This is a genomic window from Roseburia sp. 1XD42-69 (assembly GCF_003612565.1).
Classification (GTDB): Bacteria; Bacillota; Clostridia; order Lachnospirales; family Lachnospiraceae; genus Roseburia_B.
This window is the reverse complement of record NZ_RAZG01000055.1, coordinates 1-24,157: the sequence shown is the minus strand read 5'-3', so window position 1 is coordinate 24,157 and position 24,157 is coordinate 1. Positions and strand designations below refer to the sequence as shown.

At 43.1% G+C, this 24,157-nt stretch carries 36 protein-coding genes; 31 read left to right on the top strand and 5 right to left on the bottom strand.

Features of this window, described 5'->3' with window-relative positions; translation table 11 throughout:
- Positions 1-58: 58 nt before the first annotated feature.
- The 5 genes from D7Y06_RS18785 to D7Y06_RS26105 form a co-directional block, all read right to left on the bottom strand.
- A complete protein-coding gene (locus D7Y06_RS18785; protein WP_120409255.1) occupies positions 59-247 on the bottom strand; it encodes a hypothetical protein in 189 nt (62 codons plus the stop codon).
- 340 nt (positions 248-587) lie between these two features.
- Positions 588-956 carry a hypothetical protein gene (locus D7Y06_RS18780; protein ID WP_120409254.1) on the bottom strand — a complete coding sequence of 123 codons (369 nt, stop codon included), beginning with the start codon at positions 954-956 and terminating at the stop codon, positions 588-590.
- 65 nt (positions 957-1,021) lie between these two features.
- Positions 1,022-1,216, bottom strand: coding sequence for a type II toxin-antitoxin system HicA family toxin (locus D7Y06_RS28325; RefSeq protein WP_120409253.1), 195 nt, complete (start codon positions 1,214-1,216; stop codon positions 1,022-1,024).
- Positions 1,216-1,431 (bottom strand): DUF1902 domain-containing protein, encoded by a 216-nt coding sequence (locus D7Y06_RS18770; protein WP_120409252.1) that lies wholly within the window; start codon positions 1,429-1,431, stop codon positions 1,216-1,218. The genes D7Y06_RS28325 and D7Y06_RS18770 overlap by 1 nt, the downstream gene beginning before the upstream one ends.
- Positions 1,432-1,486: 55 nt before the next feature.
- Entirely contained in the window at positions 1,487-2,284 is a 798-nt protein-coding gene (locus tag D7Y06_RS26105) for an XRE family transcriptional regulator (protein WP_158591429.1), read from the bottom strand.
- Positions 2,285-2,758: 474 nt separating this feature from the next.
- Between D7Y06_RS26105 and D7Y06_RS26100 the strand changes: the two genes are divergently transcribed.
- The 31 genes from D7Y06_RS26100 to D7Y06_RS18610 all read left to right on the top strand — a co-directional run bounded on the left by D7Y06_RS26100 (position 2,759) and on the right by D7Y06_RS18610 (position 24,122).
- Positions 2,759-2,917, top strand: coding sequence for a hypothetical protein (locus tag D7Y06_RS26100; protein ID WP_158591428.1), 159 nt, complete (start codon positions 2,759-2,761; stop codon positions 2,915-2,917).
- 34 nt (positions 2,918-2,951) lie between these two features.
- Complete coding sequence (locus D7Y06_RS18755; RefSeq protein ID WP_120409251.1) at positions 2,952-3,140, top strand: hypothetical protein; 189 nt, start codon at positions 2,952-2,954, stop codon at positions 3,138-3,140.
- 178 nt (positions 3,141-3,318) lie between these two features.
- Positions 3,319-3,675 carry a hypothetical protein gene (locus D7Y06_RS18750; RefSeq protein ID WP_120409250.1) on the top strand — a complete coding sequence of 119 codons (357 nt, stop codon included), beginning with the start codon at positions 3,319-3,321 and terminating at the stop codon, positions 3,673-3,675.
- A gap of 150 nt (positions 3,676-3,825) precedes the next feature.
- On the top strand, positions 3,826-4,428 hold the full coding sequence (locus D7Y06_RS18745) for a hypothetical protein (RefSeq protein WP_158591427.1): 603 nt from the start codon (positions 3,826-3,828) through the stop codon (positions 4,426-4,428).
- Between the two features lie 17 nt (positions 4,429-4,445).
- Complete coding sequence (locus tag D7Y06_RS18740; RefSeq protein ID WP_120409248.1) at positions 4,446-5,198, top strand: DNA adenine methylase; 753 nt, start codon at positions 4,446-4,448, stop codon at positions 5,196-5,198.
- Positions 5,167-5,541, top strand: a complete 375-nt coding sequence (locus D7Y06_RS18735) for a hypothetical protein (RefSeq protein WP_120409247.1) — start codon at positions 5,167-5,169, stop codon at positions 5,539-5,541. Before D7Y06_RS18740 ends, D7Y06_RS18735 begins: the two co-directional genes overlap by 32 nt.
- A 16-nt stretch (positions 5,542-5,557) precedes the next feature.
- Positions 5,558-6,316 carry a hypothetical protein gene (locus D7Y06_RS18730; protein WP_120409246.1) on the top strand — a complete coding sequence of 253 codons (759 nt, stop codon included), beginning with the start codon at positions 5,558-5,560 and terminating at the stop codon, positions 6,314-6,316.
- Between the two features lie 5 nt (positions 6,317-6,321).
- Complete coding sequence (locus D7Y06_RS18725) at positions 6,322-7,542, top strand: phosphoadenosine phosphosulfate reductase domain-containing protein (RefSeq protein WP_199714769.1); 1,221 nt, start codon at positions 6,322-6,324, stop codon at positions 7,540-7,542.
- Positions 7,543-7,558: 16 nt separating this feature from the next.
- Positions 7,559-7,963: a hypothetical protein gene (locus tag D7Y06_RS18720; protein WP_147415719.1), complete on the top strand. Its 405-nt coding sequence runs from the start codon at positions 7,559-7,561 to the stop codon at positions 7,961-7,963.
- The gene (locus D7Y06_RS26095; RefSeq protein WP_158591426.1) at positions 7,960-8,133 is read left to right on the top strand and encodes a hypothetical protein; all 174 of its coding nucleotides are present in this window, start codon (positions 7,960-7,962) and stop codon (positions 8,131-8,133) included. Before D7Y06_RS18720 ends, D7Y06_RS26095 begins: the two co-directional genes overlap by 4 nt.
- The gene (locus D7Y06_RS18715) at positions 8,130-8,546 is read left to right on the top strand and encodes a hypothetical protein (protein ID WP_120409243.1); all 417 of its coding nucleotides are present in this window, start codon (positions 8,130-8,132) and stop codon (positions 8,544-8,546) included. The genes D7Y06_RS26095 and D7Y06_RS18715 overlap by 4 nt, the downstream gene beginning before the upstream one ends.
- Before the next feature lie 421 nt (positions 8,547-8,967).
- Positions 8,968-9,162 carry a hypothetical protein gene (locus D7Y06_RS18710; RefSeq protein WP_120409242.1) on the top strand — a complete coding sequence of 65 codons (195 nt, stop codon included), beginning with the start codon at positions 8,968-8,970 and terminating at the stop codon, positions 9,160-9,162.
- Positions 9,153-9,443 carry a hypothetical protein gene (locus D7Y06_RS18705; RefSeq protein ID WP_120409241.1) on the top strand — a complete coding sequence of 97 codons (291 nt, stop codon included), beginning with the start codon at positions 9,153-9,155 and terminating at the stop codon, positions 9,441-9,443. The genes D7Y06_RS18710 and D7Y06_RS18705 overlap by 10 nt, the downstream gene beginning before the upstream one ends.
- Before the next feature lie 27 nt (positions 9,444-9,470).
- Positions 9,471-10,310: a DUF6291 domain-containing protein gene (locus tag D7Y06_RS18700; protein WP_120409240.1), complete on the top strand. Its 840-nt coding sequence runs from the start codon at positions 9,471-9,473 to the stop codon at positions 10,308-10,310.
- Positions 10,261-11,067 (top strand): DnaA ATPase domain-containing protein, encoded by an 807-nt coding sequence (locus D7Y06_RS18695; protein WP_243119397.1) that lies wholly within the window; start codon positions 10,261-10,263, stop codon positions 11,065-11,067. The genes D7Y06_RS18700 and D7Y06_RS18695 overlap by 50 nt, the downstream gene beginning before the upstream one ends.
- Before the next feature lie 24 nt (positions 11,068-11,091).
- Positions 11,092-11,640, top strand: a complete 549-nt coding sequence (locus D7Y06_RS18690) for a site-specific integrase (protein ID WP_442970433.1) — start codon at positions 11,092-11,094, stop codon at positions 11,638-11,640.
- Between the two features lie 276 nt (positions 11,641-11,916).
- Positions 11,917-12,771: a terminase small subunit gene (locus tag D7Y06_RS18680; RefSeq protein ID WP_120409237.1), complete on the top strand. Its 855-nt coding sequence runs from the start codon at positions 11,917-11,919 to the stop codon at positions 12,769-12,771.
- Positions 12,772-12,783: 12 nt separating this feature from the next.
- A complete protein-coding gene (locus tag D7Y06_RS18675) occupies positions 12,784-14,118 on the top strand; it encodes a phage terminase large subunit (protein WP_120409236.1) in 1,335 nt (444 codons plus the stop codon).
- A 16-nt stretch (positions 14,119-14,134) separates the two neighbouring features.
- Positions 14,135-15,517 (top strand): hypothetical protein, encoded by a 1,383-nt coding sequence (locus D7Y06_RS18670; RefSeq protein ID WP_120409235.1) that lies wholly within the window; start codon positions 14,135-14,137, stop codon positions 15,515-15,517.
- Between the two features lie 8 nt (positions 15,518-15,525).
- Positions 15,526-16,767: a phage minor capsid protein gene (locus tag D7Y06_RS18665; RefSeq protein ID WP_120409234.1), complete on the top strand. Its 1,242-nt coding sequence runs from the start codon at positions 15,526-15,528 to the stop codon at positions 16,765-16,767.
- A 60-nt stretch (positions 16,768-16,827) separates the two neighbouring features.
- Positions 16,828-17,001 carry a cysteine-rich KTR domain-containing protein gene (locus D7Y06_RS18660; RefSeq protein WP_120409233.1) on the top strand — a complete coding sequence of 58 codons (174 nt, stop codon included), beginning with the start codon at positions 16,828-16,830 and terminating at the stop codon, positions 16,999-17,001.
- A 59-nt stretch (positions 17,002-17,060) separates the two neighbouring features.
- A complete protein-coding gene (locus tag D7Y06_RS18655; protein ID WP_120409232.1) occupies positions 17,061-17,657 on the top strand; it encodes a phage scaffolding protein in 597 nt (198 codons plus the stop codon).
- Positions 17,657-18,586 (top strand): hypothetical protein, encoded by a 930-nt coding sequence (locus D7Y06_RS18650; RefSeq protein ID WP_120409231.1) that lies wholly within the window; start codon positions 17,657-17,659, stop codon positions 18,584-18,586. Before D7Y06_RS18655 ends, D7Y06_RS18650 begins: the two co-directional genes overlap by 1 nt.
- Entirely contained in the window at positions 18,573-18,923 is a 351-nt protein-coding gene (locus D7Y06_RS18645; protein WP_120409230.1) for a hypothetical protein, read from the top strand. The genes D7Y06_RS18650 and D7Y06_RS18645 overlap by 14 nt, the downstream gene beginning before the upstream one ends.
- Positions 18,920-19,345, top strand: a complete 426-nt coding sequence (locus D7Y06_RS18640; RefSeq protein ID WP_147415718.1) for a hypothetical protein — start codon at positions 18,920-18,922, stop codon at positions 19,343-19,345. The genes D7Y06_RS18645 and D7Y06_RS18640 overlap by 4 nt, the downstream gene beginning before the upstream one ends.
- 1 nt (position 19,346) lies before the next feature.
- The gene (locus tag D7Y06_RS18635) at positions 19,347-19,685 is read left to right on the top strand and encodes a minor capsid protein (protein WP_243119398.1); all 339 of its coding nucleotides are present in this window, start codon (positions 19,347-19,349) and stop codon (positions 19,683-19,685) included.
- On the top strand, positions 19,682-20,104 hold the full coding sequence (locus D7Y06_RS18630) for a hypothetical protein (RefSeq protein WP_120409227.1): 423 nt from the start codon (positions 19,682-19,684) through the stop codon (positions 20,102-20,104). The genes D7Y06_RS18635 and D7Y06_RS18630 overlap by 4 nt, the downstream gene beginning before the upstream one ends.
- 3 nt (positions 20,105-20,107) lie before the next feature.
- Complete coding sequence (locus D7Y06_RS18625; RefSeq protein WP_120409226.1) at positions 20,108-20,905, top strand: hypothetical protein; 798 nt, start codon at positions 20,108-20,110, stop codon at positions 20,903-20,905.
- Positions 20,906-20,908: 3 nt separating this feature from the next.
- A complete protein-coding gene (locus D7Y06_RS18620) occupies positions 20,909-21,340 on the top strand; it encodes a hypothetical protein (RefSeq protein ID WP_120409225.1) in 432 nt (143 codons plus the stop codon).
- Positions 21,340-21,900, top strand: coding sequence for a Gp15 family bacteriophage protein (locus tag D7Y06_RS18615; protein WP_120409224.1), 561 nt, complete (start codon positions 21,340-21,342; stop codon positions 21,898-21,900). Before D7Y06_RS18620 ends, D7Y06_RS18615 begins: the two co-directional genes overlap by 1 nt.
- 50 nt (positions 21,901-21,950) lie before the next feature.
- A complete protein-coding gene (locus D7Y06_RS18610) occupies positions 21,951-24,122 on the top strand; it encodes a phage tail tape measure protein (RefSeq protein ID WP_120409256.1) in 2,172 nt (723 codons plus the stop codon).
- Positions 24,123-24,157: the final 35 nt, after the last annotated feature.

Sequence of the window (24,157 nt, the reverse complement as noted above, 5' to 3'; positions counted from 1 at the left end):
GAGGCATCCTGTATCTTATTTAATTTGAAGAAAAAGAAGGGATTTTGGTTCAGATAAACTAACGAATAACATTCTGGCCGGATTCCACTTTTTCACGCAGCGCATTGACCTGGTTTTCTAAATCACGGCTGGATTTCTTTGATTTCAGGTGGATGCGGTGCTTGGTTCCGTCGGGGTTATAAGTGCCGTCCCATGCTTTGATGGCAAAAATGCCGTCTTTGTTTCGTTTGTACTTTGCAGTGGCCATATGTATCATCCTCCTTAGGGCATGTTAGTCAAAACAGAATATATGTTTACCATTTTGTTGACGTCACCGAAATGGTCTAAAAATGAGTATAAAAATAACAGCCTGCGAATTTGTGAGGAAATTCACTTGCATGGCTGTCCCCAAGATGATATAATGATTTTGTTTATAGGGGTATCATCTTTGGTGGTATCTGTAGGCTGCCCGGAGTTCCTGTCCTGGGCAGCCTTTTTGTTGTAAAGAATTACAATATTGATATGTGGAACTATTTGATGTAAATCAAATAGTAATGTTTTATAGATGGCACCGTTACCTTTGTAAATTGTAACGGTGCCATTTTTGCTTAGTTCTCTGTTTCAACTTCTTTTTTATTTCCTTTGATTAAAGAAATTATTGCAAACACAACATTAATAGCGCACCATCCGGCCCAAATGTTTAAATCTACATAGTTTCCGGCCAATGCAAAACCTACTAATGTTGCAATACCAAAAAGAACAATTAGCGCAATATTTCCGCCTTTTGAACCTTTTCGAGCTGCAATAGAAACAATTCCACCAGATAACATCATCAAACCAACGATAACTCCGGCTGTGCCTCCGGATTCTCCGTTTGCTTCCATTGTATTTAAAAGCCCCGCTGCGCAAGACTGAAGCATAACAACAAAAAACAAAACGATAGATAATATACCAGATACAAGCTTCCATACTTTCATAACACAAATCCTCCTTCCTTTTCTTTAGTTTTTATTAAAACGCAATAGCGGTTTAATCACAATTTTCAAAATTTAAAACTAATCCCGCTTTGCTTTAAAATAGCATTTGCGGTATGCCGTGATTTTATCTTTGTGTCAACTGTTATATGCCGATTTGTGGTAGGGCTGTACCAAATATCGTGGTCGCCTTTCCCGTGTCTGACAAAAACACATCCGTTTTGTGAAAGAATGTTGCGAACTCTCTTTTCATATTCAGCCATCACAAAACCATCCTTTCGTGTCGTTCCGAAGTGAAAACTAGTGAAACTGGGAAAGCGCCATTATCAAATTCCAACAACTCTGGAATGGCAAAACGCACACGCTCCACAAGTGCATCAAATGAACCTGATTCGAGCACAAGACCAGGTATGTCCTTGCTGGTGGCAGTCCATACATCTGCTTCGTTATCCCATGTAAAATTCACAACATACTCCATAGTTACCTCCTGTTATAAACGCCGAAGCGGTTTAATTGCTCTCTTAAAAATTTTATCATAATTTATCAATTACTTTTCCCATACACTTAGATTCTTCCGTCAGAGCGACATTTATAGCTTTGGGATTCAGAGAAATTAATTCCTCTTTTCCAAGTTTTTTTACAAAACTGTTTCCGTCCACTAAAAAGATGCCTATTTCTCCAACTTCTATTTCGTCCCTCATTTCCACAAGGAGAATATCTCCGTCATGGTACATAGGTTCCATACTGTTACCATTTACCCCGATAGCATAATCAACCTTCCTGTACTTTGGGATATCCGGTATTTCTATCCGTTCAGTAGGCGGCGTATCAAATACAATCTGACCAGGCCCTGCGGATGCAAGACGGTAGTAATAGTTGATTATTCGCATGCTTGTATTATGTATGTCACCTGCCAAATCTCCAGGAGTGTTTTCTGTATTTTCTAAACTTCCGTTCTTTTTTAGTTTTTCTGCGTATCCTATAGCCTGCAACATTAACCTGTTTAGCGCATCCATATCATCATCATTTAATTCCAGCATAAATTTAAACAGGTTTTTCCGAAAACTGTTTTCGCCAGTCATAACAGCGTCAATTCTTTCCCGGAAATCATCATCAGAATTTAGGAACATTTCACCTTTGCCACTGGTAAGCCATGTGTAATTTACCCGAAATTCCCGGCATATGGCTTTGGCCATTTGTTCGGTTAGGTTATTTTCTCCTTTTTCGATTTTGGACATAGCACTTTTTCTAACGCCAAGTCTTTCACCAAACTTGTCAAGCGTATATCCCAGATCTTTTCTTATATTTTTTACACGCTCCCCTTGCGTCATATATCAACCTCCAAAATACTAACTCGTTACGATTTCCGTAAAATCAGAACAGTCCTCAATTTTAAACGCCCGGATGTCCCGCACACTTTGTTTGAACCATCCAATTTGAGAAAACCGGTTAATGGCTTTGTAAACAGTGGTCAGGCTATTGTTCGTGTCGAAATTAATATGCACGCTTCCCTGCATCCATTCAAAACCGAGTGATTCGAGTTCCTGTCAGATTTCGTCATACGCCCCATTGTAGGGCTCTCCGTAGTTCTTTTTTAAATCATCGATTTTTAAATCAAAAGCTATTACATACATGCCACTTTCCTTCTTTCATTTATAGAATAACAAAAGGATTGTTCGATGTCAATAAAAAGTTTCCTAAAGAAACAAAAAGATATTGACAAAGTTTATATGGTAAACTATAATGTATCTACAAGATACAAATGTAAGAAATATCAATGCACTACACAAGAAAGGAGGACATTCATGAGTAAGGATGAAAAAAAGGAAGAAATCATTAAAATGGCAGAGCAGTTTATGAACATCAAAAGTGAAGAGGGAAAAGCGTTGGCTATTATGGCTATTTCGGCTTACGTGGAAGGGAGGGCAGTAGGACGGAAGGAGAAAGAGCAGATGTCAGTATAGGAGGCGGGGAAGAAAAGGAAAGGAGAGCGAGTGTATGACATATAGGCTTCCGATTATGAGACAGCAGGAACTACACAAAATGGGATTTCCTATGGCGTATCTTAACAGGGCATACAGGGCAAATCAGGGGATTGCATGGAAAATAAACCCAGACAAACCTAACAGCCCAATTATTTTTGATACAGAAAAATTTGAAAAATGGAGAAAAGCCAACCCAAGATAAAGCAAACTGAAATGTGTGATTGAAAGCTTATTAAAGAACATTGGCGGCAGCAGGGTCATAGAGAAATGCGAGGGGTGAAAAAGAAACAGAAATGACAGAACAAGAGTTTTTTAAGGAAAAACAGAAAATACTTGAATCGCTACATTGTGGCGTATCTTTTGAGAGAGGAGAAGCGCTTATGTTATTAGAAAATTTTGTATCGTGCGGCCAGGGTAAAATCAAAAAGCAAATGGAAGAAACCGGCATGAATGCAGACCAGGTTATAGAGTGCATGAAATTTTATAACCAGTGCGCCAAAGAAGGGATTGCTTTTAAAGAAATTTTAGACCAGATAACAAAAAAGCCGGAAAATGAAACAAAAGACAGGAAAGACGAAATAATTGAAGAATTGGACAAGGCTATTATGAGTATCTGTAAGGACATTTATTGTGACGAGGCGGCCAGGAACGTGCCAGACGCAGAATTAGTAAAAGCCCTTGCAGATTTGGTGGAAGTAAGAAGCTGTTTGCCGGATTATAAGTTTGGCCGGAATTAAAATGTTTCCCCGGAACCAAGGCCGGGAGGGGTACACATGAAAAACCTTTCGCCAAGCTTTAAACAGCGGAAACAAAACACTCTCCTAAAGTACAAATCTGCACCCTCCTGGCCTTGGTTCCGGGGAAAGAAAAAAAGGATGGTAACAATCATGCAGGGACAGTTGGACATATTTTCTTACATGGGAAAAGAAGAAAAAGAGCCGCCCATACTCTTATCAAAAGGACAGATAGTTTACCTTGTAAATAAAGCAGAAATAGAAAAATGTACAGTTTCAGGGGAAATGTGGACTTTTGGAGATAATGGCCGGGGCTACAGGCTCATAAGGGAAAACGGTTTATACAATGTAACAACTAATGAAAAATTGGGCCGGGAAGCCTTTACAGACTATGAGAGTGCAAAAAGTAAGGCAGATGAATACCTAAAACTGCATAACAAAATCATCTTTGCAGGGGACATAAAGCCAGTCAGTACAGTTGCATACGCATACATAAGAGATTGCGACAACAGGAAAATGACAGCGTTTTACTGCGATTTAGGGGATGACATGTACTATATCAAAGAATTTATTACTTATCACCATATCATAAAAGGCAGTAAAGCAATCAAAAAGTTTATGGAACAGCAGGAATTTAAATACTGCAGTCCAAAGGAAATAAAAGATTTTGTACCACACTTTAAAAACATGTATAAATGCACAGAGCAATCCGATTGGGACTACGCAGAATGTGAATATACCTATGCCGTAGGATAAAAACAAAAGGAAGAAAGATGAAAGCAATCACAAAATACCCAGGGAGCAAATGGTCTATTGCAGACTGGATAATAAACTTTTTCCCGGAGCACCACAGTTATTTAGAGCCGTTTTTCGGCTCCGGGGCAGTCCTTTTTAACAAACCACGGTCACACATAGAGACAATCAACGACTTGGATGGAAATGTTGTAAACCTCTTTGAGTGCATCAAGAAAGACCCGGAACGCCTTGCCAGGGATATTTATTTTACGCCGTATTCCAGGGAAGTGTACGAAAAAGTCGGATGGAAAAATGACGTACAGGGACGAGAGCGCTCCTATGCATCACAAGATTGGTGTAATCTGCCGGAGAAGATTATGCAGGCTGCTGAACGGCTCAGGGGCGTACAGATTGAAAACAGGCCAGCGATTGAACTTATAAAAAGATTTAACTACAAAAACGTCTTAATATACTGTGACCCTCCTTACATGTTATCAACCAGACACGGGAAACAGTACCGGATGGAAATGGAAGATAAGGAACACGAAGCTTTATTGGATGCCCTGTTAAAACATGAGGGATATGTGGTTATCAGCGGTTATGATACGCCTTTGTATAATGCCGTGTTAAAAGGGTGGGAGAAACGCCAGAAAAAAGCATATACACAAGTTTCTTCTCCGACACAGGAAATTATCTGGATGAACTTTGGACCGCAGATAAAACAACTATCACTTGCAGATTATCAAAAGGAGGGAAAATTTGAGTTACCAGGAAGCGTTATTAAATTATGAAACAAGCCGGATAATCCAGCGGGAAAACCAGGGATTTCGGGAGGCCATTCAAACCGCCCAGATTTTGGAAATGGAGGGCGTAAAGCGTCTGGAAAAGGCTTTAAAGGCCCCGCCTGGGAGTGACGCAAATAAAGATTACCGTATGGTATGTATGAAATTAGCGGAATTAACGGGCCATCCCATAGAAGATGCCCACAGCCAGATAATAAGGGCAAAGATAAGGGTAAGCGCAAATATGGTGGACAGAGAGAACATAACAGGCAACTGCAGTGGATGTAAAAACGATGGTACGTCCGAATGTATGCATTGCATGAGGGCATATTCCGACTGTTACGAAGGGTAAATAAAGGAGGTAAATTATGGCAAATTTTGACGAAGATATCAAGAGAATTACAAATGAACTTATGGAAGATGGAACGGTTGATAAAATTATCCGCGAAAAAGTGCGTAAAGGTTTTGAAGATGCGATTGGCGGCGCATTCCGCTGGGGAGAACTGAAAGACGCCATTGAAAAGCGTGTCAAAGAGGTGATGGTTCCCTACATTGAAAAATACGATATGGGTGATTACATAGTTAAATTAGATACGGTATTAACGGACATTGTAAATCATACAGGGCTTTTAGATAATAAAAAAATCCTTGAAAATTTCCGGGAGCTTATGACTGAGCCGGAGGAAAAAGAAGTTACCCTTGGGCAAATTTTTGAAATGTACAAAAAGCATGTAGCCAAACATATGGATACAACAGGGCGTGCGGTAGATTTTGATTGTGGCGAACCCTGTTATGAGGCTATGGGGGTGACTGCGGGGATAGACGAAGAGGATGATGAGCCGTGGCGGCATTTTCGGTACGCAACGCTGGAATTGTCAGTGGACGAAAAGGAACAGCAGGAAAAATTAAATTTTAGCATCCGGTTAATTAGATGGAAAGATGATAAGGAAAAGGGTTATGAAATTAGGTATGATGTGCCCCAATTAGTAAGCGGGCTGCGGAGTTTAAGCGATTTTGAAATTTATCTCTTAAGGCTGTCCCGGGCAGGCGTGAGGCTTCTTGATGACGAAAAAGAGGATTTTGACGATGTTGTTGCAGAAGAACAGCCAGATCCAATTTATTCATGAAATTTATGGGAGGACGACTAAGCTTATTTGAGCAGGATTTTATAAAGGATGCAGACTGCACAAAGGACACTCCGGTAATTTATGGGAAAGAAGATGCGCCCATATATGGGACAGGGATTAAATTAAAACCACGGATACCAGGGCGGGAAGATTCCGAACACATGAAAAAAATATATCTTAAGGAGCTTTTCCCTCTGGAAGAATATGATTTTATAGCGGTCCTCCTTTCTGGCGGGAAAGACAGCATTGCATGTTATTACAAGCTCTTGGAACTTGGGGCACCAAAAGAAAAAATAGAGTTTTGGCACCATGACATAGACGGCGGGCATCCTTTACGCCGCATGGACTGGCGCTGCACAAAGGAGTATGTCAAAGCATTTTCGGAGGCCGAAGGGGTGCCTCTTAGGGTTTCCTGGAGGGTAAACGGTTTTTTTGGAGAGCTTTACCGGATTGGAGCAAGCGAACCCGTTGAATGGGTAGAGCCGGATACCGGGGAGATTAAGCAGTGCAGGCTGTCGCAAAATTACATAAAATGCCGGGAATTAAAAGAAAAAGCCACAGAGCAGATGGAACAGGAATTGAAAAAATATGGATACCGCATGAAATTCCCGGCCAAATCCGGGGATTTAAGCCGCCGCTGGTGTTCGGCGTATCTTAAAATTGTGGTAGCCGATTCTGTCATGTCAAACCTGGATAAGACCAGGGAAAATGTAAAAGTCCTGGTGGTGTCCGGGGAAAGGCGGGGAGAATCAAAAGGGCGGTCAAAATACAATGAAATGGAGATACACCGGACAAATGCAGAGAAGAAAGCCCGAAGGACGGTGCACCAGTGGAGGCCGGTCATAGATTATTCCGAAAAAGATGTATGGGAAGTTTTAAAAAGACATAATGTAAACCCCCATCCGTGTTACCGTGCCGGGTGGAACCGATGCAGTTGTGCTATGTGCATCTTTTCTACGCCGAAGTTATTTGCAGGGATTAAGGAACTTTACCCAGAAGACTTCGAACTGTTAAAAAAGGACGAAGAAATCCTTGGGTTTACCTTGGATAATAAATGCGATTTAGAGACATTTATAGGCGGTGCAAAGTCCTGCGTATACCATGGTGACAAAGATGCAGTAAAAAGTCTGGTTACAGGGAGCTTTTCACCGGATGAAATATATGTTAAGGGGAAATGGATGTATCCGGCAGGGGCTTTTCACGGAGCAGAAGGAGGCCCATGTTAAAAAGGAAGGAGGCAATATGGAAAAAGCACATTTTTACGTCCTACACAATACCAGAAACGGAATAAAAGCGGTGGAGGTAGACGGTTTTAGCATACATGTAGACGGCGAAGGGTTTTACGCATATGAAAGGGAAGATGGAAGGACCGCATACATCATAGACCCCGAAACAGGGTTATCCCTGTACAGCATGCACAGGGCAGAAATAGAGGAAAGGGAAGAATCCGAAGAAGAGTCATGGGAAACTGACCTGGTAAAATGCACCGTAGAAAAATTTAAAGCGCTTCCGGGCATTATAAAGGATTTCAAGCGGGGAATAAAGAATTATAAAGACCAGTATGCCGAAGCTGTAAAGCTGTTCCGGGCATGTGTCAAAAAATACGAATCAGGGCAGGAAATATTGAAGGGAAGCGAGGAAATATGATTGACGAAAAGAAACTGCTTAAAGTTTTGGAAAATTGGAGCGATTACTGGGGCAAGAAAACAGATGGAATCTCTTTGTTAAAATGGGCTACAATCCTCCGGTTTAAGGCCCTGATAAAAAGCCAACCTAAAACCGAAAACTATTTAGAAAATCAGGAGGAATCAAAATGAATACAAAGAAAATCAAACGCTTAAAAGAATCAGCAGCAAAAAGAATTATCAATAATATCGGATGCCTGGCGGCGAAATGGATATTACATAACTGTGATGATGGCCTTATCATCAAGCGGAAAGGCGGGGCAAGACAGATTATTAAAGTCTTTGCAGAGCCGGCGTATAGAAATATGATAAAGCCCGCCATCCATAAAGCAACAGAAGTAATAAAAGTCGGGGATGTGGTCACGGATGACGGTTATCACGGGGAGGCTGTTGTAACTAGCATTTATGGCAATAAGTTTCGCGGTTACTATTTGGCAGATGGACTTGTGATATCAGGATTAGACATTGACGATTTTAAAAAGATTGTAAGCCATGTTGATGTAAAAATAAAGCATCCATCAGGCCCTAGGCAGTACAGATTATAAAACGGTTCATGCGGTAGTAAATCCGTTTGATATAGTAGTTTTTCACACGTAACCATTAACAAAGATTCAGTATGTGCAATTTTTGCACATACTGCTTCCGAAGGATTCCTCTGGCAAAAGCCGGAGGGGAAAGGAGTAAGCAGGATGGCGTCCCAAGAAAAAAGAAATCGACCGGATAATAAGTTATATCCGCTCCTGCCAGGAGGCGAAGGAAAAACAGCAGGCAAAGGAATCAGTTGGGATAGATATGTGTACCTGTCCAAAATGCGGAACTTACAACGAAACAGTGGGGAGACGGAGAAATACCGTAAAATATGACATTGTTTACTGCTGGCATTGCGGCCAGGCCATGGAAATATGCAGGAAGGAACGTTAGCGCAAAAACTCTCTGCAATTCAGAACTTTTAAAGGAGGAAACCGCTTGAACATGACAATAGCCGCCATTGTGTGGGACTATGAAGAGGCAAAAGACAAAAGGGCGCAAATTCAAATCCTGGCAGATATGAACCTTTGCGAGAAAAAGGAAATAGAAAAAATCTTATCCCAAAACAGCTGCGAACTTCCAGTCCCAAAAGTACGCTGCGCCAAAAGGAGGAGGGAAAAGCCTTGCCTATAAATATATCAAACCACGCCAGAAAACGGATGAGGGAACGCTGCGGCTTTAATAAAAAGGCCGGGGAGCGGATGGCCCGGAAAGCCTTTCATGAGGGCATTACCCACGCCCATACCAAGGGGAATTTAAACAAATGGGTGACAAGCCTCTTCTTTAAAGCCAAAAAGGCTGACAATATCCGGCTTTACGGGGATTATGCATACATATTCTGCGGAGAAGTGCTTGTTACAGTAATTGTAATCCCGGCATCTTTAAAAAAGGACTTAAAATCCATGCTGCGTTAAAGTAGCAGACAGGAAAGGAAGAAGACTATGCGAGACAGCGCCATATTTTATAAAACATTTTACGACTGCATCAAAGAACTTCCGGAAGAGGACGGGTATGCCCTTTATGATGCCGTATTTCAGTACGCCTTTTACGGCGCAGAGCCGGAATTAAGCGGTCTTTGTGCGGGCATATTTGCCATGATTAAAGTGCAGATAGATGCCAATAATAAGCGGTACGAAAACGGGAAAAAAGGCGCTGAACACGGAAAAAAGGGAGGCAGGCCGAAAAAACCGGAATGGGATATTCTGGAAGAAAGTAAAGAAACCCCAGAGGGGATAGAAGGGAAAAAACCAGAAAACCCCAAAGGGGTTATTTTAGAAGAAACAGAAAAAACCCCTAATGATAATGTTAATGTAAATGATAATGATAATGCAAATGAAAAAAAAGAAACGCCTAAAGGCGTTAAGAAAAAATCCGTGTCTCCATCAAGTGGGTGTAAAGATATTGCCCAGGCTGACATTCAAGTTATTTTGGAAAAGTGGAATGAGCTTTGCGCATACGGCATTGCGCCCGTATCACGTATAGGCCGTGAATCTAAGCGGTACGGGCAGCTTGTGGCAAGGATAAACCAATACAGTGTGCAAGACGTTCTCGCTGCTATTGACAGGATAAAAAACAGCGATTTTTTGCAAGGAATAACCAGCAGGGACGGCTGGACGGCCACTTTTGATTGGTTTGTACGTCCTAATATTTTTCCCAGAATACTGGAAGGCAATTACGATAACAGAAACGGAGGTGGCAGCAATGGACGCACTGGAGGAAATGCTTTGCAGAATGCAAAAGACACATACACCGCAGAGTTTGAACAAATGCTCTCCGGATAATCCTGATTTCTGCCCTGTCTGCAATAACACGGGCTGGGAGTTTGTGCCGGACGGAAGCCAGGGGACGTGCCGGGTGTGTAAGTGCGGTTTGAGGGAGCGGCAGATTCTAAGGGGCAGGATTTCTTTTGCAGATATCCCGGAAAGCTTTAAAAATCTGCGCCTTTCGGACTTTTCCACGGACATTTATGCAAAGCCGGAGAGCCGGGGAAAAGCCGCCACAGCGGTAAATGCCGTAAAGTACTGGTTTAGCGAGTTTGCCGACATGAAAAAAAACGGCATGGGGCTTTATTTTTACTCTTCCACAAAGGGCAGCGGCAAAACCAGGATGGCGGCGGGGGTTGCCAATGAACTGGTGCATAAAACGGGCATCCGGGTAAAGTTTGCAACCTCCCTGCAAATATTAGACGAAATCAAGGCAAGCTGGGACAGGCAGGCCGGGCAAAGCGAGAGCAGCCTTTTGTCTTTCCTCACTTCGGCCCCTGTCCTTGTGGTGGATGATTTTGGCACCGAACAGCAGGAAAAGCCCTGGATAAACGAAAAGTTCTACCAGATAATCAACACCAGGTACATAGACAAAAAGCCCACAGTCTTTACCAGCAACATCCCCCTTAGCGCCCTGAAATTTGATGAGCGCATTACCAACCGGATTAAGGAGCGGACATTTCAAATCCCCTTCCCGGAGGAGAGCGTCAGGGATATTATTGCAAGGGACAACATGGGGAAGCTGGTACAGGGCATTAAGGCCGTAAAAGAATAAAGGGGGAATGTATACTTGAACACCGTGGAACCAATCCGGGATATCGGCAAAATCTGGGACATTGCCGATTATCTGGGAGAACAGAACGAACGAAACCGCATTATGTTTTTATTTGGCATCTATGTGGGGCTAAGGATATCCGACATTTTAAAACTGCAGGTGCGGGATGTAAGGGATAAGAGCCATGTGACCATCCGGGAGCAGAAAACCGGGAAGGAGAAGGCTTTCCCTATAAACCAGGAGCTTAAGCCCATCCTAAACCGCTACATAAAACACAAGGCGGATTATGATTACCTTTTCCCCTCCAGAATGGAGGGGGGAGCTAAGCCCATCACCAGACAGCAGGCATATAAGATTTTAAATGATGCCGCAGGCAAGTTCGGGGTGGAGCGGATAGGCACCCACACCTTAAGAAAAACCTTTGGATATCACTTTTACCAGCAGACCAAAGACATAGCCACGTTAAAGGAAATATTCAACCATTCCGACATATCCATCACCTTCCGGTATATCGGGATTAACCAGGATATCAAAGATGAAAAAATGTTAAAACTGTCCTTTAAGAGACAGTGATTTTTGTTTTTTTTCAACGAATTTGACATAACGAAGTACTTGTAAAGTTGGAAAATAAAAAAAGTGTTCCTTCTATATAATACGGAAAAAAGTTGAATTTGACACAATATATAGATATGACAAATTGGAGAGGCGGAAAGGGGAAAGAAAAATTGACCAAACAGAAGTTTGCCGATATAATAGCAATTAGATTAACAGAGCCTAAGAGCCAGATACTCAAGAACAAATATTTTGTTTTTAGTACCTGGCTCTTTTGTTTTTCGGGAGGGCGGGGACATGGATAAGCACGAAAAAGCAGAACGGGACTATATGCTTGGCATGAAATACCGGGAAATTGCTGAAAAATACAATACTACCATCAATACTGTAAAAAGCTGGAAAAAGCGTTATGAATGGGACAGGTCAGGGGGCGCACCCAAGAATAAAAAAGTGTGCACACAAAACCTGGAATCAGAGGATTTGGGCACAAAAGAAACTTTAAAAAATGATGCATTAACCCCAGAACAACAGATATTTTGTCTTTATTATGCAAAAACATTTAATGCGGCGCAAAGCTATCAAAAAGCATATGGATGCAGTTATAAATCAGCTATAACCAGTGCGTCACGTTTGCTTACAAAAGACAACGTAAAGGCCGAAATCGAACGCCTTAAGGAATTTAAACGCCAACAAATCATGATGTCAGAACATGATATCGTGGAATTACAGATGCGCATTGCCTGTGCAGATATAGGGGATTACCTCTCTTTTGGCCGGGAAAAAGTTCCGGTCATGGGAGACAAGGGCCCTGTAAAGGTAAAAAATAAAGAAACAGGACAAACAGATGTTCTTATGATAGATGCAAACACAGTAAAACTCAACGAATCCTCCAATGTGGATACGCAGCTAATCCGTGAGGTAAAGCAGGGCCGGGACGGTATCAGTGTAAAGCTAGAGGATAGACAGAAGGCTATTGATTGGCTGTCTAAGTATTTCTTGATACACCCAGATGATAAGTATAAGGCAGAATATGACCGCATGCGGGCAAAGGTGGATGATACTACAGGGGATGCCGTGTTTAAAGATATGCAGACGATATCAGATATTATTATGCATCCGGCAGAAAACCGGGATATAGAGGACTTTGAGTAGGGAGACAATACAATGAATTTTCCGGCACCACTAAGCAAAAGACAGCAGAAGTATTTCTTCCGGTGTTTTTCTCCTTCCAACTGGTTTCATGTGGCCGAGGGAGGAAAAAGGGGCGGAAAAAACGTATTACAGACCCTGGCCTTTTGCTCTCTTTTAGAAACTCACAAGAATAAAATACACCTGATTGCCGGGGTATCTGTAGCCACTGCAAAGTTAAATATCTTAGACTGTGACGGATACGGCCTTTTAAACTATTTTGAGGGCAGATGCAGAGAGGGCAAATATAAGGACAGAGACTGTGTATATGTAAAGACCAAAACCGGGGAAAAGATTGTCTTAGTATCCGGCGGCGGTAAAGATGGGGACGAAAAGCTGATTAAGGGTAATACCTATGGTATGGCATATGTGACAGAAGCAAATGAGTGCCACAAGAAGTTTTTGCAGGAAGTCTTTGACCGTACACTGTCAAGTTCTGACAGAAAGGTATTTCACGACTTAAACCCCAAAGAGGAAGAACACTGGTATTATACAGACGTCCTTAGCTTCCACCAGGCACAGCAGGAAAAAGATGATAGCTATGGTTGTAATTACGGACACTTTACCCTGGTGGATAACATGAGCCTTTCCGGTGATAAGATACGCAAGATATTAACCACATACGAAAAGGATTCTGTCTGGTACAAAAGGGATATTAAGGGCCTTCGTGCTGTGGCAGAGGGCATTATCTTCCGAAGGTTTGCGGAGAATAGCGAGCCTTACCTTTACGAAGACAGCGAACTGTTTGACGAAAAGGGCAATTTAAAGAAAGCCCCGTCCAAAGTGGTGATGGGCGTGGACTTTGGCGGCAACGGCTCTATGACAACCTTTGTATGCACGCTGTATTTTGGCGGCTATCATGATTTTTATGCCGCCGAGGAAAAGGGCATCCCTTTATCCAAGGATATTGATGCAGATAAAATCTGTGAGAAGTTTATAGAGTTTTACAGTATGTGTATAAAAAAGTACGTCTGTGTAGACTGGGTATTTCCGGACAGTGCCAGTACAACTATGATAAACAGTTTAATCAGTGCAGCCAGAAAGGCAGGACTGCCTAGCAATAATATTACTGGATGTAAGAAAAACGAAATATCAGAGCGCCCAAGACTGGTTGACATGCTCTTTAACATGGGCCGCCTAAAAATCAATAAGCGCTGCACAAACTTAAGAAAAGCTATTGGGCGCTTAAAATGGGATGAAAAACAGCCAGACCAGCCGGAAGATAAGAATATCGGTAACTGTAACGACTGGTGGGATGCGTTTTGTTATACCTGGCTTACCTTTGTAGATTATATCAGTCTGGACCGTTAGGAGGATGAAACAAAGAATGAAAAGTTGTGTAAGAGATAAATTAGTAAAGATGGGGTATCAGGTCAATACTGCGCCTTATAGCTATATAGATGTTTGTAATGCATGGTATAAAAACGAAGTTATTGAGGATTTTCACAAAAGAACCACTATCCAGGGGGAAGAATACGAAATCGACCGGATGAACTTTGCCAAACGTGGATGTGCGGATGATGCAAACCTTTGCGAGATTGTATCTGTCCACGTGGGAAGCGAAAGCCAGACAAAGCAGGTGTCAAAGATGCTAAGTGACAATCGATTTGACGTTATGTACCGTAAGCAGCTAGAGCATATGTCTGCTACAGGGACGGTGGCGGCATATGCAAGACTTGAAAATGCCGCTTATTTAGACAATGGGAAGGTGACGGGCGGAAAGGTAAAACTGTCTTACTGTTATGCGGAAAACTATATCCCCCTTAAAGTGGTCAATGATGAGGTGATAGAAGCCGCTTTTTCTGGCAGGGATACCACAAAGGAAGGAAGCAATACAGTCCTTGTAGTATTTACCTTACAGGAGGATGGGACATATAAGGCAGAAACTTTTGTATTTGATAAGGATGACAAAGAAAAAGAATCCTATTGGATAATCTTAGGGGATATAAAGCCCTTTGAGGTTATGCGTACCGCAGAAGTCAACAATATAGACAACATGGACGGCTTTGGCTATCCCAAGATATGGGGGAGTATCCCCACACTTAAAAAACTTGACCTTTGCAACATGGTTTTAAACGGGGAATTAGAAAAAGGGGAAAAACTGGTGCTTACCAATGAGGCTATGGTGGAGCTTGACAGGGATACCGGCAGGCCGAAGAAAAAAACGCCTCTAATGAAAAAGCTTTTTGTGTTTTTGGGAGAAAGGCTTCCAGACCAGAAGGGGCTTATCCAGGAATATAATCCCAAAATCCGTATTGATGAAATAATCAAATGTATGGAGCTTTGTTTATCCCTCTTTTCCATGACTTTTGGCTTTGGCTCTAAGAAATATACTTTTGAAAACGGCCAGATACAGACTGCCACCCAGTATATAGGCGAAAGGCAGGACGCCATGCAGGAATTAAATAAGCAGCGGAAGGAAGCAAGCGACTATATCAGTCATATTATTAAAGCCATGATGTGGTTTTCCAATACTTTTAACAATACCTCCTTTGACCTTGATGCGGAGATTTGTATCGATTATGACGATTCCTACATTGAGGATAAAAATACCAGGATAGAGGGCTTAAGGACGGATGCAATGAGCTTTTCTGAAATCCCTGAATTTACCATACTCTTTATCATGGAGCGGTTAAATGTAGACCGGGAAGAGGCGGTAAAGATTATGGAGAGCCGGGAAGAGGAGGAAGAAATAGAGCAGGAGGATTAGGTTAATATATGCTGACAGAGGAACAATTAGAGACATTAGGGGATGAAATAGCCGCCTTATACCAGCAGTTAGAAAGTGATGTAATTGCTGACATTGCAAGAAGGGTTAGAAAAACCGGGAGGTTTACAGAGACGGCAGAACTTATGGCCCAGGCCATGCTTAAGACGGGAAAAAGCTCGGATGAAATACGGGCGGAGGTGATGAAACTGCTTCGGGCAGATAAGGCTTATCAGGAGCAGGTGGCAAAAAATACAAAGGAGTGGAAAGCATATGTAAAAAAAGAGATAGAGGCGGCAGAGGCGGAGGCAAAAAGAATCGGGGATGAAATTATAGCCAATGCCGGAGATATGTCTTTTAACTATGATTTGGCCATGTGGGAGCAGGCAGGGGAAAAGCTAAAAAAAGACAGCGGATTTACAAAATTGGTGGAACAGATGGCAATGCATACAACGGGGACATTAAAAAACCTTACCAAAACAACCGGATTTAAAGGCGTGTATGGCATGATGCTTTTAAAGGATGCCTACATAAAATCCCTGGATAAAGCAGTGTTTAAGATGGCCTCTGGTACGTTTTCTTTTGACCAGGCAGTAAATGACTGCATCAAGGAGCTTGCCGCAAGCGGACTTAGGAGCATTGATTATAAAAGCGGTAAAACCTATCAGTTAGATACAGCGGCCCGCATGTGTGTCCGTACTTCCTGCCACCAGCTTTCCGGGGGCATACTGATGCACCACTGTGAGATTATGGGGACGGATTTGGTGGAGGTATCTGCCCATATGGGGGCAAGGCCGGAGCACGCCAAGTGGCAGGGAAAAATATATTCCAGGAGTGGGAAAAATAAAAAGTATCCTAATTTTTCCGTATGCGGTTACGGCAGGGCTGACGGGCTTTGCGGGGTATACTGCAGGCACAGGATGTATCCTTATTTTGAGGGGATAAGCCAGCCGAACAACTGGCCAAAAGACCCGGAACCTTTAAAATACCATGGCAGGACATACACGTATTATGATGCCACCCAGCAGCAGCGGAAAATGGAACGGGACATAAGGGCGTTAAGAAGGGAATTAGAAGCCACAAATGCCATTGGAGGGGATACAAAAGAGTTAGAGGCAAGGATACGCAGCCAGACAAAAGAATACCATAATTTTAGCAAGGCCATGCATATTAGACCAAAGGATAACAGACACAGGGTTATTGCAGGCACCAGCGATTTAAGCAAAACAAACGCCTTTAGATATAAAAGGTAAAAAAATAAGTCTTGATTCACCCGAACACATGTATTATAATAAGTCAAAGGAGGAATAAAAATGCCAAACAACGAAAAGTGGCACAGCTGCCCCATATGCGGCAATCCTAAGATGCTAAAGACCAGGAAAGATACCATATTGATTAACTTTCCGGGGTACTGTAAGTACTGTAAGAAAGAGAGCATCATAACAAATATAACAATAGCGCCTAAGAGCCAAATAGTAAATTCTTGACCAAGAATTTGTTATCTGGCTCTTTTTATTTGCAAAAATACAAAAAGGAGAGCACAGAAATGAAAAACGAAGAATTAGAAGCCCTTGGATTAAATGAAGAGCAGGTAAAAGGAGTGTTAAAACTCCACAATGCGGAACACGGCCCTGTAATTAAGGAGCTTGAAACGGCAAAAAATGACCTGGCGGCAGAAAAGGAAAAAACAAATACCCAGGGAGAGACAATTAAAAACTTAAAATCTGATTTGGAAGGTTTTAAGGGGGTAGATGTGAGTGAGCTGCAGAAAAAGATTTCTGACCTGGAAGAGGATATTAAAACCAAAGATGCCAATTACCAAAAAGAGATTGCTGACAGGGACTTTAACGACAGCTTAAAAGAGAGCATTCAGGCCGCCCACGGAATCAATGCAAAGGCTATTACGGCTCTTTTAGATGTGGAGACGTTAAAAGCATCCAAAAATCAGAAAGAGGACATTACAGCCGCCCTTAAGACGCTGTCAGAGGCGGAAGACAGTAAGATGCTTTTTGGAGGAAATGCCCCTAATAAAGTGGGGACAGGAAACCCTATCGGAAACGTGGGAAATGGTTCTGCGGCTTTTGCTGATGATGCACAGATGCGGGCCATTATGGGACTGCCTGCAGAGAAAGGAGATAAATAATGCCTACAAACGCAATCGAACTTTTTAAACGGTATATTGCCCTGTTAGATGAAATCTACAAATATGAATCCAAAACAATAGTGTTGGACGGCGAAAACTCACTTGCCAGACAGGGGGCAAATGCAAACGAGCTGATTATTCCTATGCTTGATATGGACGGGCTTGCAGACTACAGCCGTTCTTCTGGCTATACGGATGGCTGCGTGGACTTTAATTTTGAGACGGTAAAATGTAACTTTGACCGTGGACGTATGTTTGTTGTTGATGTCATGGATGACATTGAGACTATGGGTATGGTATTTGGCAAATTATCCAGCGAATTTGTGAGAACCAAGGTTATCCCGGAGCTTGACGCTTTCAGAATTGCAAAGTACGCTTCTCTTCCCGATATCAGCGTAGCAAAAACAGCAGACTTAACTACGGGTGCACAGGTTGTCAGTGCCCTTCGTGCCGCTACAACCACAATGAATAATGACGAAGTCGCAGAAAACAGCCGTATTTTGTTCATTGAGACAGGGCTTAAGGGGCTTTTAGATGATATGGACACCAACAAATCCAAGGCGGTCCTTAATAAGTTTAGCAGCATTGTGGAGATGCCCCAAAACAGGATGTATACCTCTATTAAGCAGTTGAGCGGTAAAGACGAGGAAAAAGCCGGAGGTTACGCTATGGCGGAGGGCGCAAGCAATATCAATTTTATCATTATCGAAAAAAGCGCTGTTATCCAGTTTAACAAGAGAGTAAAAGATAAAATCATTTCCCCGGAACAGAACCAGAATGCGGATGCCTATAAGTATGGTTACAGGCAGGTTGCTATTGCAGACGGATATAAGAACAAACGTGCGGGCATTTACCTCCACAAGTCTACAGTAACATCATCTGCCGCAGGCGGCGTACAGGGTGGAGGACAGGGAGATGGAGAATCTTAAAATAATTGACTGGGAATATTACAGTTCCCATTTTCCTAATCCCATCCCTAAGAAAAACTTTGATGCGGTTTTAAACCAGGCGGAACTTGAGTTCGGGGAAACCGTACCAAAGTTTATGCAGGATAAGATTGAGGAATCCAGGAAACAGAACTGTATATTTAAGCTTTGTAACTTTATCTACCAGAATGAAGCTGTTCTTTCCGGCTCTGCCCTTACTTCCGCAGGAAACAACGGGTATTCGGAAAGTTACGCTTTTCAAACGCCGGATGCGGCCAGAAACGCAATGAAAAAACTGATTTATGATAGTATCGGGACAAGAATGGCAGGTGCATTTTGATGAATGATAATACCATTACCATTTTTAACCATAAAAAAGCTGGGAAGGAAGATGTTTGGAACAAAACAATCCTCCATGGCGTCAGTGTTGTTTCCGGTGTAGATAAAACTGTATCTGCAAATGGGACAGTTGTCAGGAAACAGATTTTAACTATCGTCATTCCGGTAGATGTGTGGGAAAAAGAGTATGTTGACCCGGTGCAGTATGAAAAGTTAGAGGATATATCTTCTTGTTTTACCTTAAATCCCTCTAACAATAGTGATTTTATTGTGGCGGGGGAGTGCGAAGAGGAGATTACAGGGGATTATCATGTATCTGACTTAAAAAAAGATTATGGAAAATGCGGGATAATTGCGGGGGTGTCTGATTTTACGGATACCCCAAGATTAAAGCATTTTAAGGTGGTGTGCAGATGTGGCTGAAATGTTTGAGTTTAGGCTATCCAGGGTGGATTTACCAAACGAAGAGCAGATAATCCAAAAATTTGGCCTTAACGCAAGAGTACAAAACGCCATTGACACAGAAGTTATCAAACGCATGGAGCCTTTTACCCCGATAGATACCGGGGCGTTAAGGGATAATCCTATCCTTAATACAACTATTGGCAGCGGGACTATTTTTTACAAAGGCCCTTATGCCAGAAAACAGTATTACATCCCCATGAACCATGACCAGGGAGACAGCTATTGGTTTGAGCGAATGAAAAAAGCAGGCGGCATAGAGGCGGTTTTAAAAGCTGCCAAGGGGGCGGTGAAAAAATGACGGTTTCAGAATGTTTGAAAAACTGGCTGGGGGAGTTTCCGGGGTTTTCCACCAATACAATTCTTACTGATAGGATAGATACCCCGGATGGTACACTGTCTTTATATAAAAGCCCCAATAAAACGGTTGTGCCCTTTAATGACGGCAGTAAGCGGGTGACGGAATACTACCAGTTCTTTTTCCGGGGTGAAACCATAGAAGAGGGACAGAGGATATCCAACCATAAACTTATGGAGGATTTGGAGGATTGGATAGAGGAGAGGGATGCAGGTGAGGATTTCCCGGACTTGTCCCAGGCAGGAAACTATATGTGTGAAGAGATTGCGTTATCCAATTACGGGGCAATTACATCCCAGGAAGAGGATAATGCAATTTATCAAATCAGTATCGTGATGCGGTATGTGAAAGAGAGGAATTAAAACATGGATGCAGTAACAGCAAAAAAGAAAACCCAGCTTGTAAGAAAGCATAAAATCGGGCTGTTTTTACAAAATGAATTGTCAGAATTTATCCGGATGAAAAAATCCACGTCCCTGACGCTTTCCATGAACCCCGTGGAAGAGGAAACGGACTACATAGCAGACGAATCCCCGTCCACGGAGCTTACGGATTACAAACCGTCCATTGACCAGGATTTGGTCATGTATGCCGGGGAAGAGGATTACGAAATGATGTGGAAATACATGTATGAACTCCGTACAGGTTCTGACGCCCATACCGACTGCATGATTGTCTTTATGCACCGCCCGGTAGATGCCCAGGGGAATGACATACCAGTAGGGGATGAATCGGCAGAGGTTGTGGGATACCGTGCATGGCTTACCAATTCTATTATTTCCGTTCAGGACATGAATGCAACGGAAAAGAAGCTTAATTTTAAGGTGCTTTTTGGCGGAGGGATTACAAAAGGCATTGCAACGGTAAATGAGGAGGGCAGCCCCGCTTTTACCCCAGCGGATAAATGGAAGCCCCCGGTAAAAGCCCCGGAACCTGGAAGCGGCACAGTAACGCCAAATCCGGGAGATATTGTACCTCCTGGAACCGGGGATAACTCCGGGACGGAGCAGGGAGGCACAACAGGAACCGGGACGGAAGGAGAAAATCCCGGAACAGAAGAGACAAATACCGGAACGGACGAAACAGAGCAGGGATTAGAGGATAACCAGGACACAACACCTGAAAATGAGTATCAAACAGAGCAGGGAGAAAGTGAGGTATAGTTTATGGAATATTGTGTAGAACTGAATGGCGGAATGTACACTCTGCCGCCGTATACAAACAAGGTCAGAAGCAAGATTAACAGGCTTTCGACAGACGATTTAAACGAAAAAGCGGACGATTTTAACAGATTTATTAATAAGCATGAGTTTATTAAAGAACTGATAGGGAAAGATGCGGCATTAGAAGTCTTTGGTGCAGAGGAAATGGAGGATATTGATTTAAACCTTATCACCATTTCATATGTCCGCATCCTCCGGGCATATGAAAAAGACGTTGCAGAGCTTGAAAGGGAAGATAAATTAGCATCTTTATCCCAAGAGGACAGAGACTTTATGATGGAGTTTTTTAAAAACGCAGGAAATATCCAGGAGCTTGACAAGATGCTTAAAAAGCAGGGAAATAAACAGCGCAATGTAATGCGTGGGGCGTTTTAATGCTGATTTTGACGGAAAAGGGCTTACCAAATACCGTTATGGTAGGCGGTGAGCCCTTTTCTGTTAAAACAGACTACAGGATATGGATGCGTTTTGCCATGGAATACCAGGAGTGGGCAAAGTCCGGGATGCATGGGACGCTTGATATCCGGTATCTTTTTTGCAATTTTATCCCGTGTTTTACCTGCCCGGAAGATTACAGGGGGATAATGGATTTTGCATTTCCACCCCAAGCTGTCCCTCACAGTGACAGCGGAGCCGGGGAACAGCTTATTTTTTATGACATTGACGGGGATTATATTTATGCTGCATTTTTACAGCAGTATGGGATTGACCTGATAGATAAAGAACTGCACTGGCATAAATTTTTAGCCCTTATGTACGGGATTACCGATAATACAAAGCTGGGCAGCATCATGTCTTACCGGGCATACACCGGGGAGAATGTAAAAGATGTGGCAGCGCAGTACAGGAAGTTAAAAGAGGCGTGGCTTCCTCCTGCAGAACCTACGGAGGAGGAACTTTTAGAGGAGGAACGCTTTAATCATTTTTTTGAGTAAATAGGAGCCGGAGCCGTGAGCCAGAGCCAAAAAGAAAGTTGGTGCGGCTCATGGCAGACGGAAGCCTAATTTTTGATACAAAACTGGATACTGCTCCCTTGAAAAAGGGCGCATCTGAAATCAACAAAGAGACGGATAAGATAAAAAAATCCGCAGAGAAAGCATCCCAGGGAGTATCCCAGGAAGCGTCAAAAACCACTACAAAGGTAAAAGGGGAAACTGGGAAAATAACCCAGGAGGCCGGAAAAGCATCTGCTAAGGTAGAGGCAGATGCGGCGAAAGCATCACGAAATACAGTCAAGGAATCAGAAAAGGTTTCAAAACAGGCGGCAAAAGATACCGATAAAGTAGCGAAAGATTCGGAGAAAACTTCAAAGAAAATAGAAAAAGATGCCGACAAGGTGTCCAAAAAATCAAAAGAAACCTCTAGGAAAACACAAAAGGATTCGGATGAAACTTCAAAAAAGACACAGAAGGATTCAGACGAGACTTCCAAAAAGAGCCAGAAAGATTCTGATCAGACACGGAAATCCCATGAGAAGAATTCTAAAGAATCTCAGTCTGTTTGGGAAAGGGCATATAAAGGAATTGCTCATGCGTCCGGCACGATTGTAAAGGCATCAGCGGCGGCAATTACAGCCGGGGCAGGCGCAATCACTACCGGGGTGGGTGCGGCAATCGCAGTAGGCAGTAACTTTGAAGCCAGCATGTCCCAGGTGGCGGCTACCATGGGCATTACCACCCAGGAGATTGCAAACGGCAGCAAGGATTTTGAAAAGCTTAAGGCAGCCGCCAAAGATGCCGGGGCAAACACTATGTTTTCCGCATCCCAGGCGGCAGAGGCGTTAAACTATATGGCTCTTGCCGGATATACGGCGGATGAGGCTATTGCAACTATGCCTACTGTGTTAAATTTGGCAGCGGCAGGGGGGATGGAGTTATCCGTTGCCTCTGACATGGTTACGGACAGCATGAGCGCCCTAGGAGATAAAGCCGGGACGGTGGAAAGCTTTGTAGATAAAATGGCCAAGACTTCCCAGAAAAGCAATACCAGTGTAGAGCAGTTGGGCCAGGCAATCCTTACAGTCGGGGGCACTGCCAAAAGCCTTTCCGGCGGCGTGGATGAGATGAACACGTGCCTTGGCATTCTGGCAGATAATGGCGTGAAGGGAGCAGAGGGAGGAACGCTGCTTAGAAACGTTATCCTTGCCCTTTCCGCTCCTACGGATGTGGCGGCCAAAAAAATGAAATCCCTTGGGCTGGAAGTTTTTGATTCCGAAGGGAAGATGCGCCCTTTAAACGAGACCTTTAACGATTTAAACGGCATACTCTCCACCATGACAGAGGGAGAGCAGACAAAGGTTTTAAGTACCATATTTAATTCTGCTGACTTAAAAGGCGTTAATGCCCTTTTGGCAAACAGCGGAGAGCGTTTTGACGAATTAAGCGGCTATATTTCCGACTGTGACGGTGCCGCCGCAGCTATGGCCGAAACCATGAGCGACAACCTGCAGGGAAAAATCACTTTGATAAAATCCGCACTGGAAGGTTTGGGCATCCAGATATACGAAGGACTGCAAGAGCCGTTAAAAGAGGCGGCAAGCCTTGGAAATGATTATATTGGCATGTTGGCCCAAGGCATGACAGATGGCGGCGTAGACGGCCTAATTGACGCCCTTGGCACTGTCCTTGGTGATTTGGTAAGCCGTGCTGCCGAAATGGCGCCCCATATGGTAGAGCTTGCGGTGCGGCTTGTTCATTCTTTGACGACTGGGTTGCTGGAAAATGTGCCGGTTATCATGGATGGGCTTTCACGGCTTTTGGTTGAGGCTGTAAACGGAATTACAGACATTGCCCTGGACTTTTCTGTTTTGGGGATTCGACTGCTTGAATCTTTTGTTAAAAGTTTAGGAGAAATTATCCCGAAGATTTTGCCGAAGGTTGCGGAAGGGATAGCGGCAATGGCACAGGCATTAAGCCAGTCGCTGCCGGAACTTATCCCAAGCGTTGTGGAAGCAGTGGTTCTTTTTGCGGAAACTTTGGTGGAAAATATTCCATTGTTGGTAGATGCAGCATTACAGCTTGTAACAGGATTGGCAGATGGCATTGTCAAGGCCCTTCCTGTACTTATAGAAGCTTTGCCACAGTTAATAACCACCATTATTGACGCACTTGCGGAGGCAATGTGGACCTATGTCAATACTTTGGACACAAAAAGTTGAAAGTTCATGCTGATTTTTTTAATTCCTCATCCTCC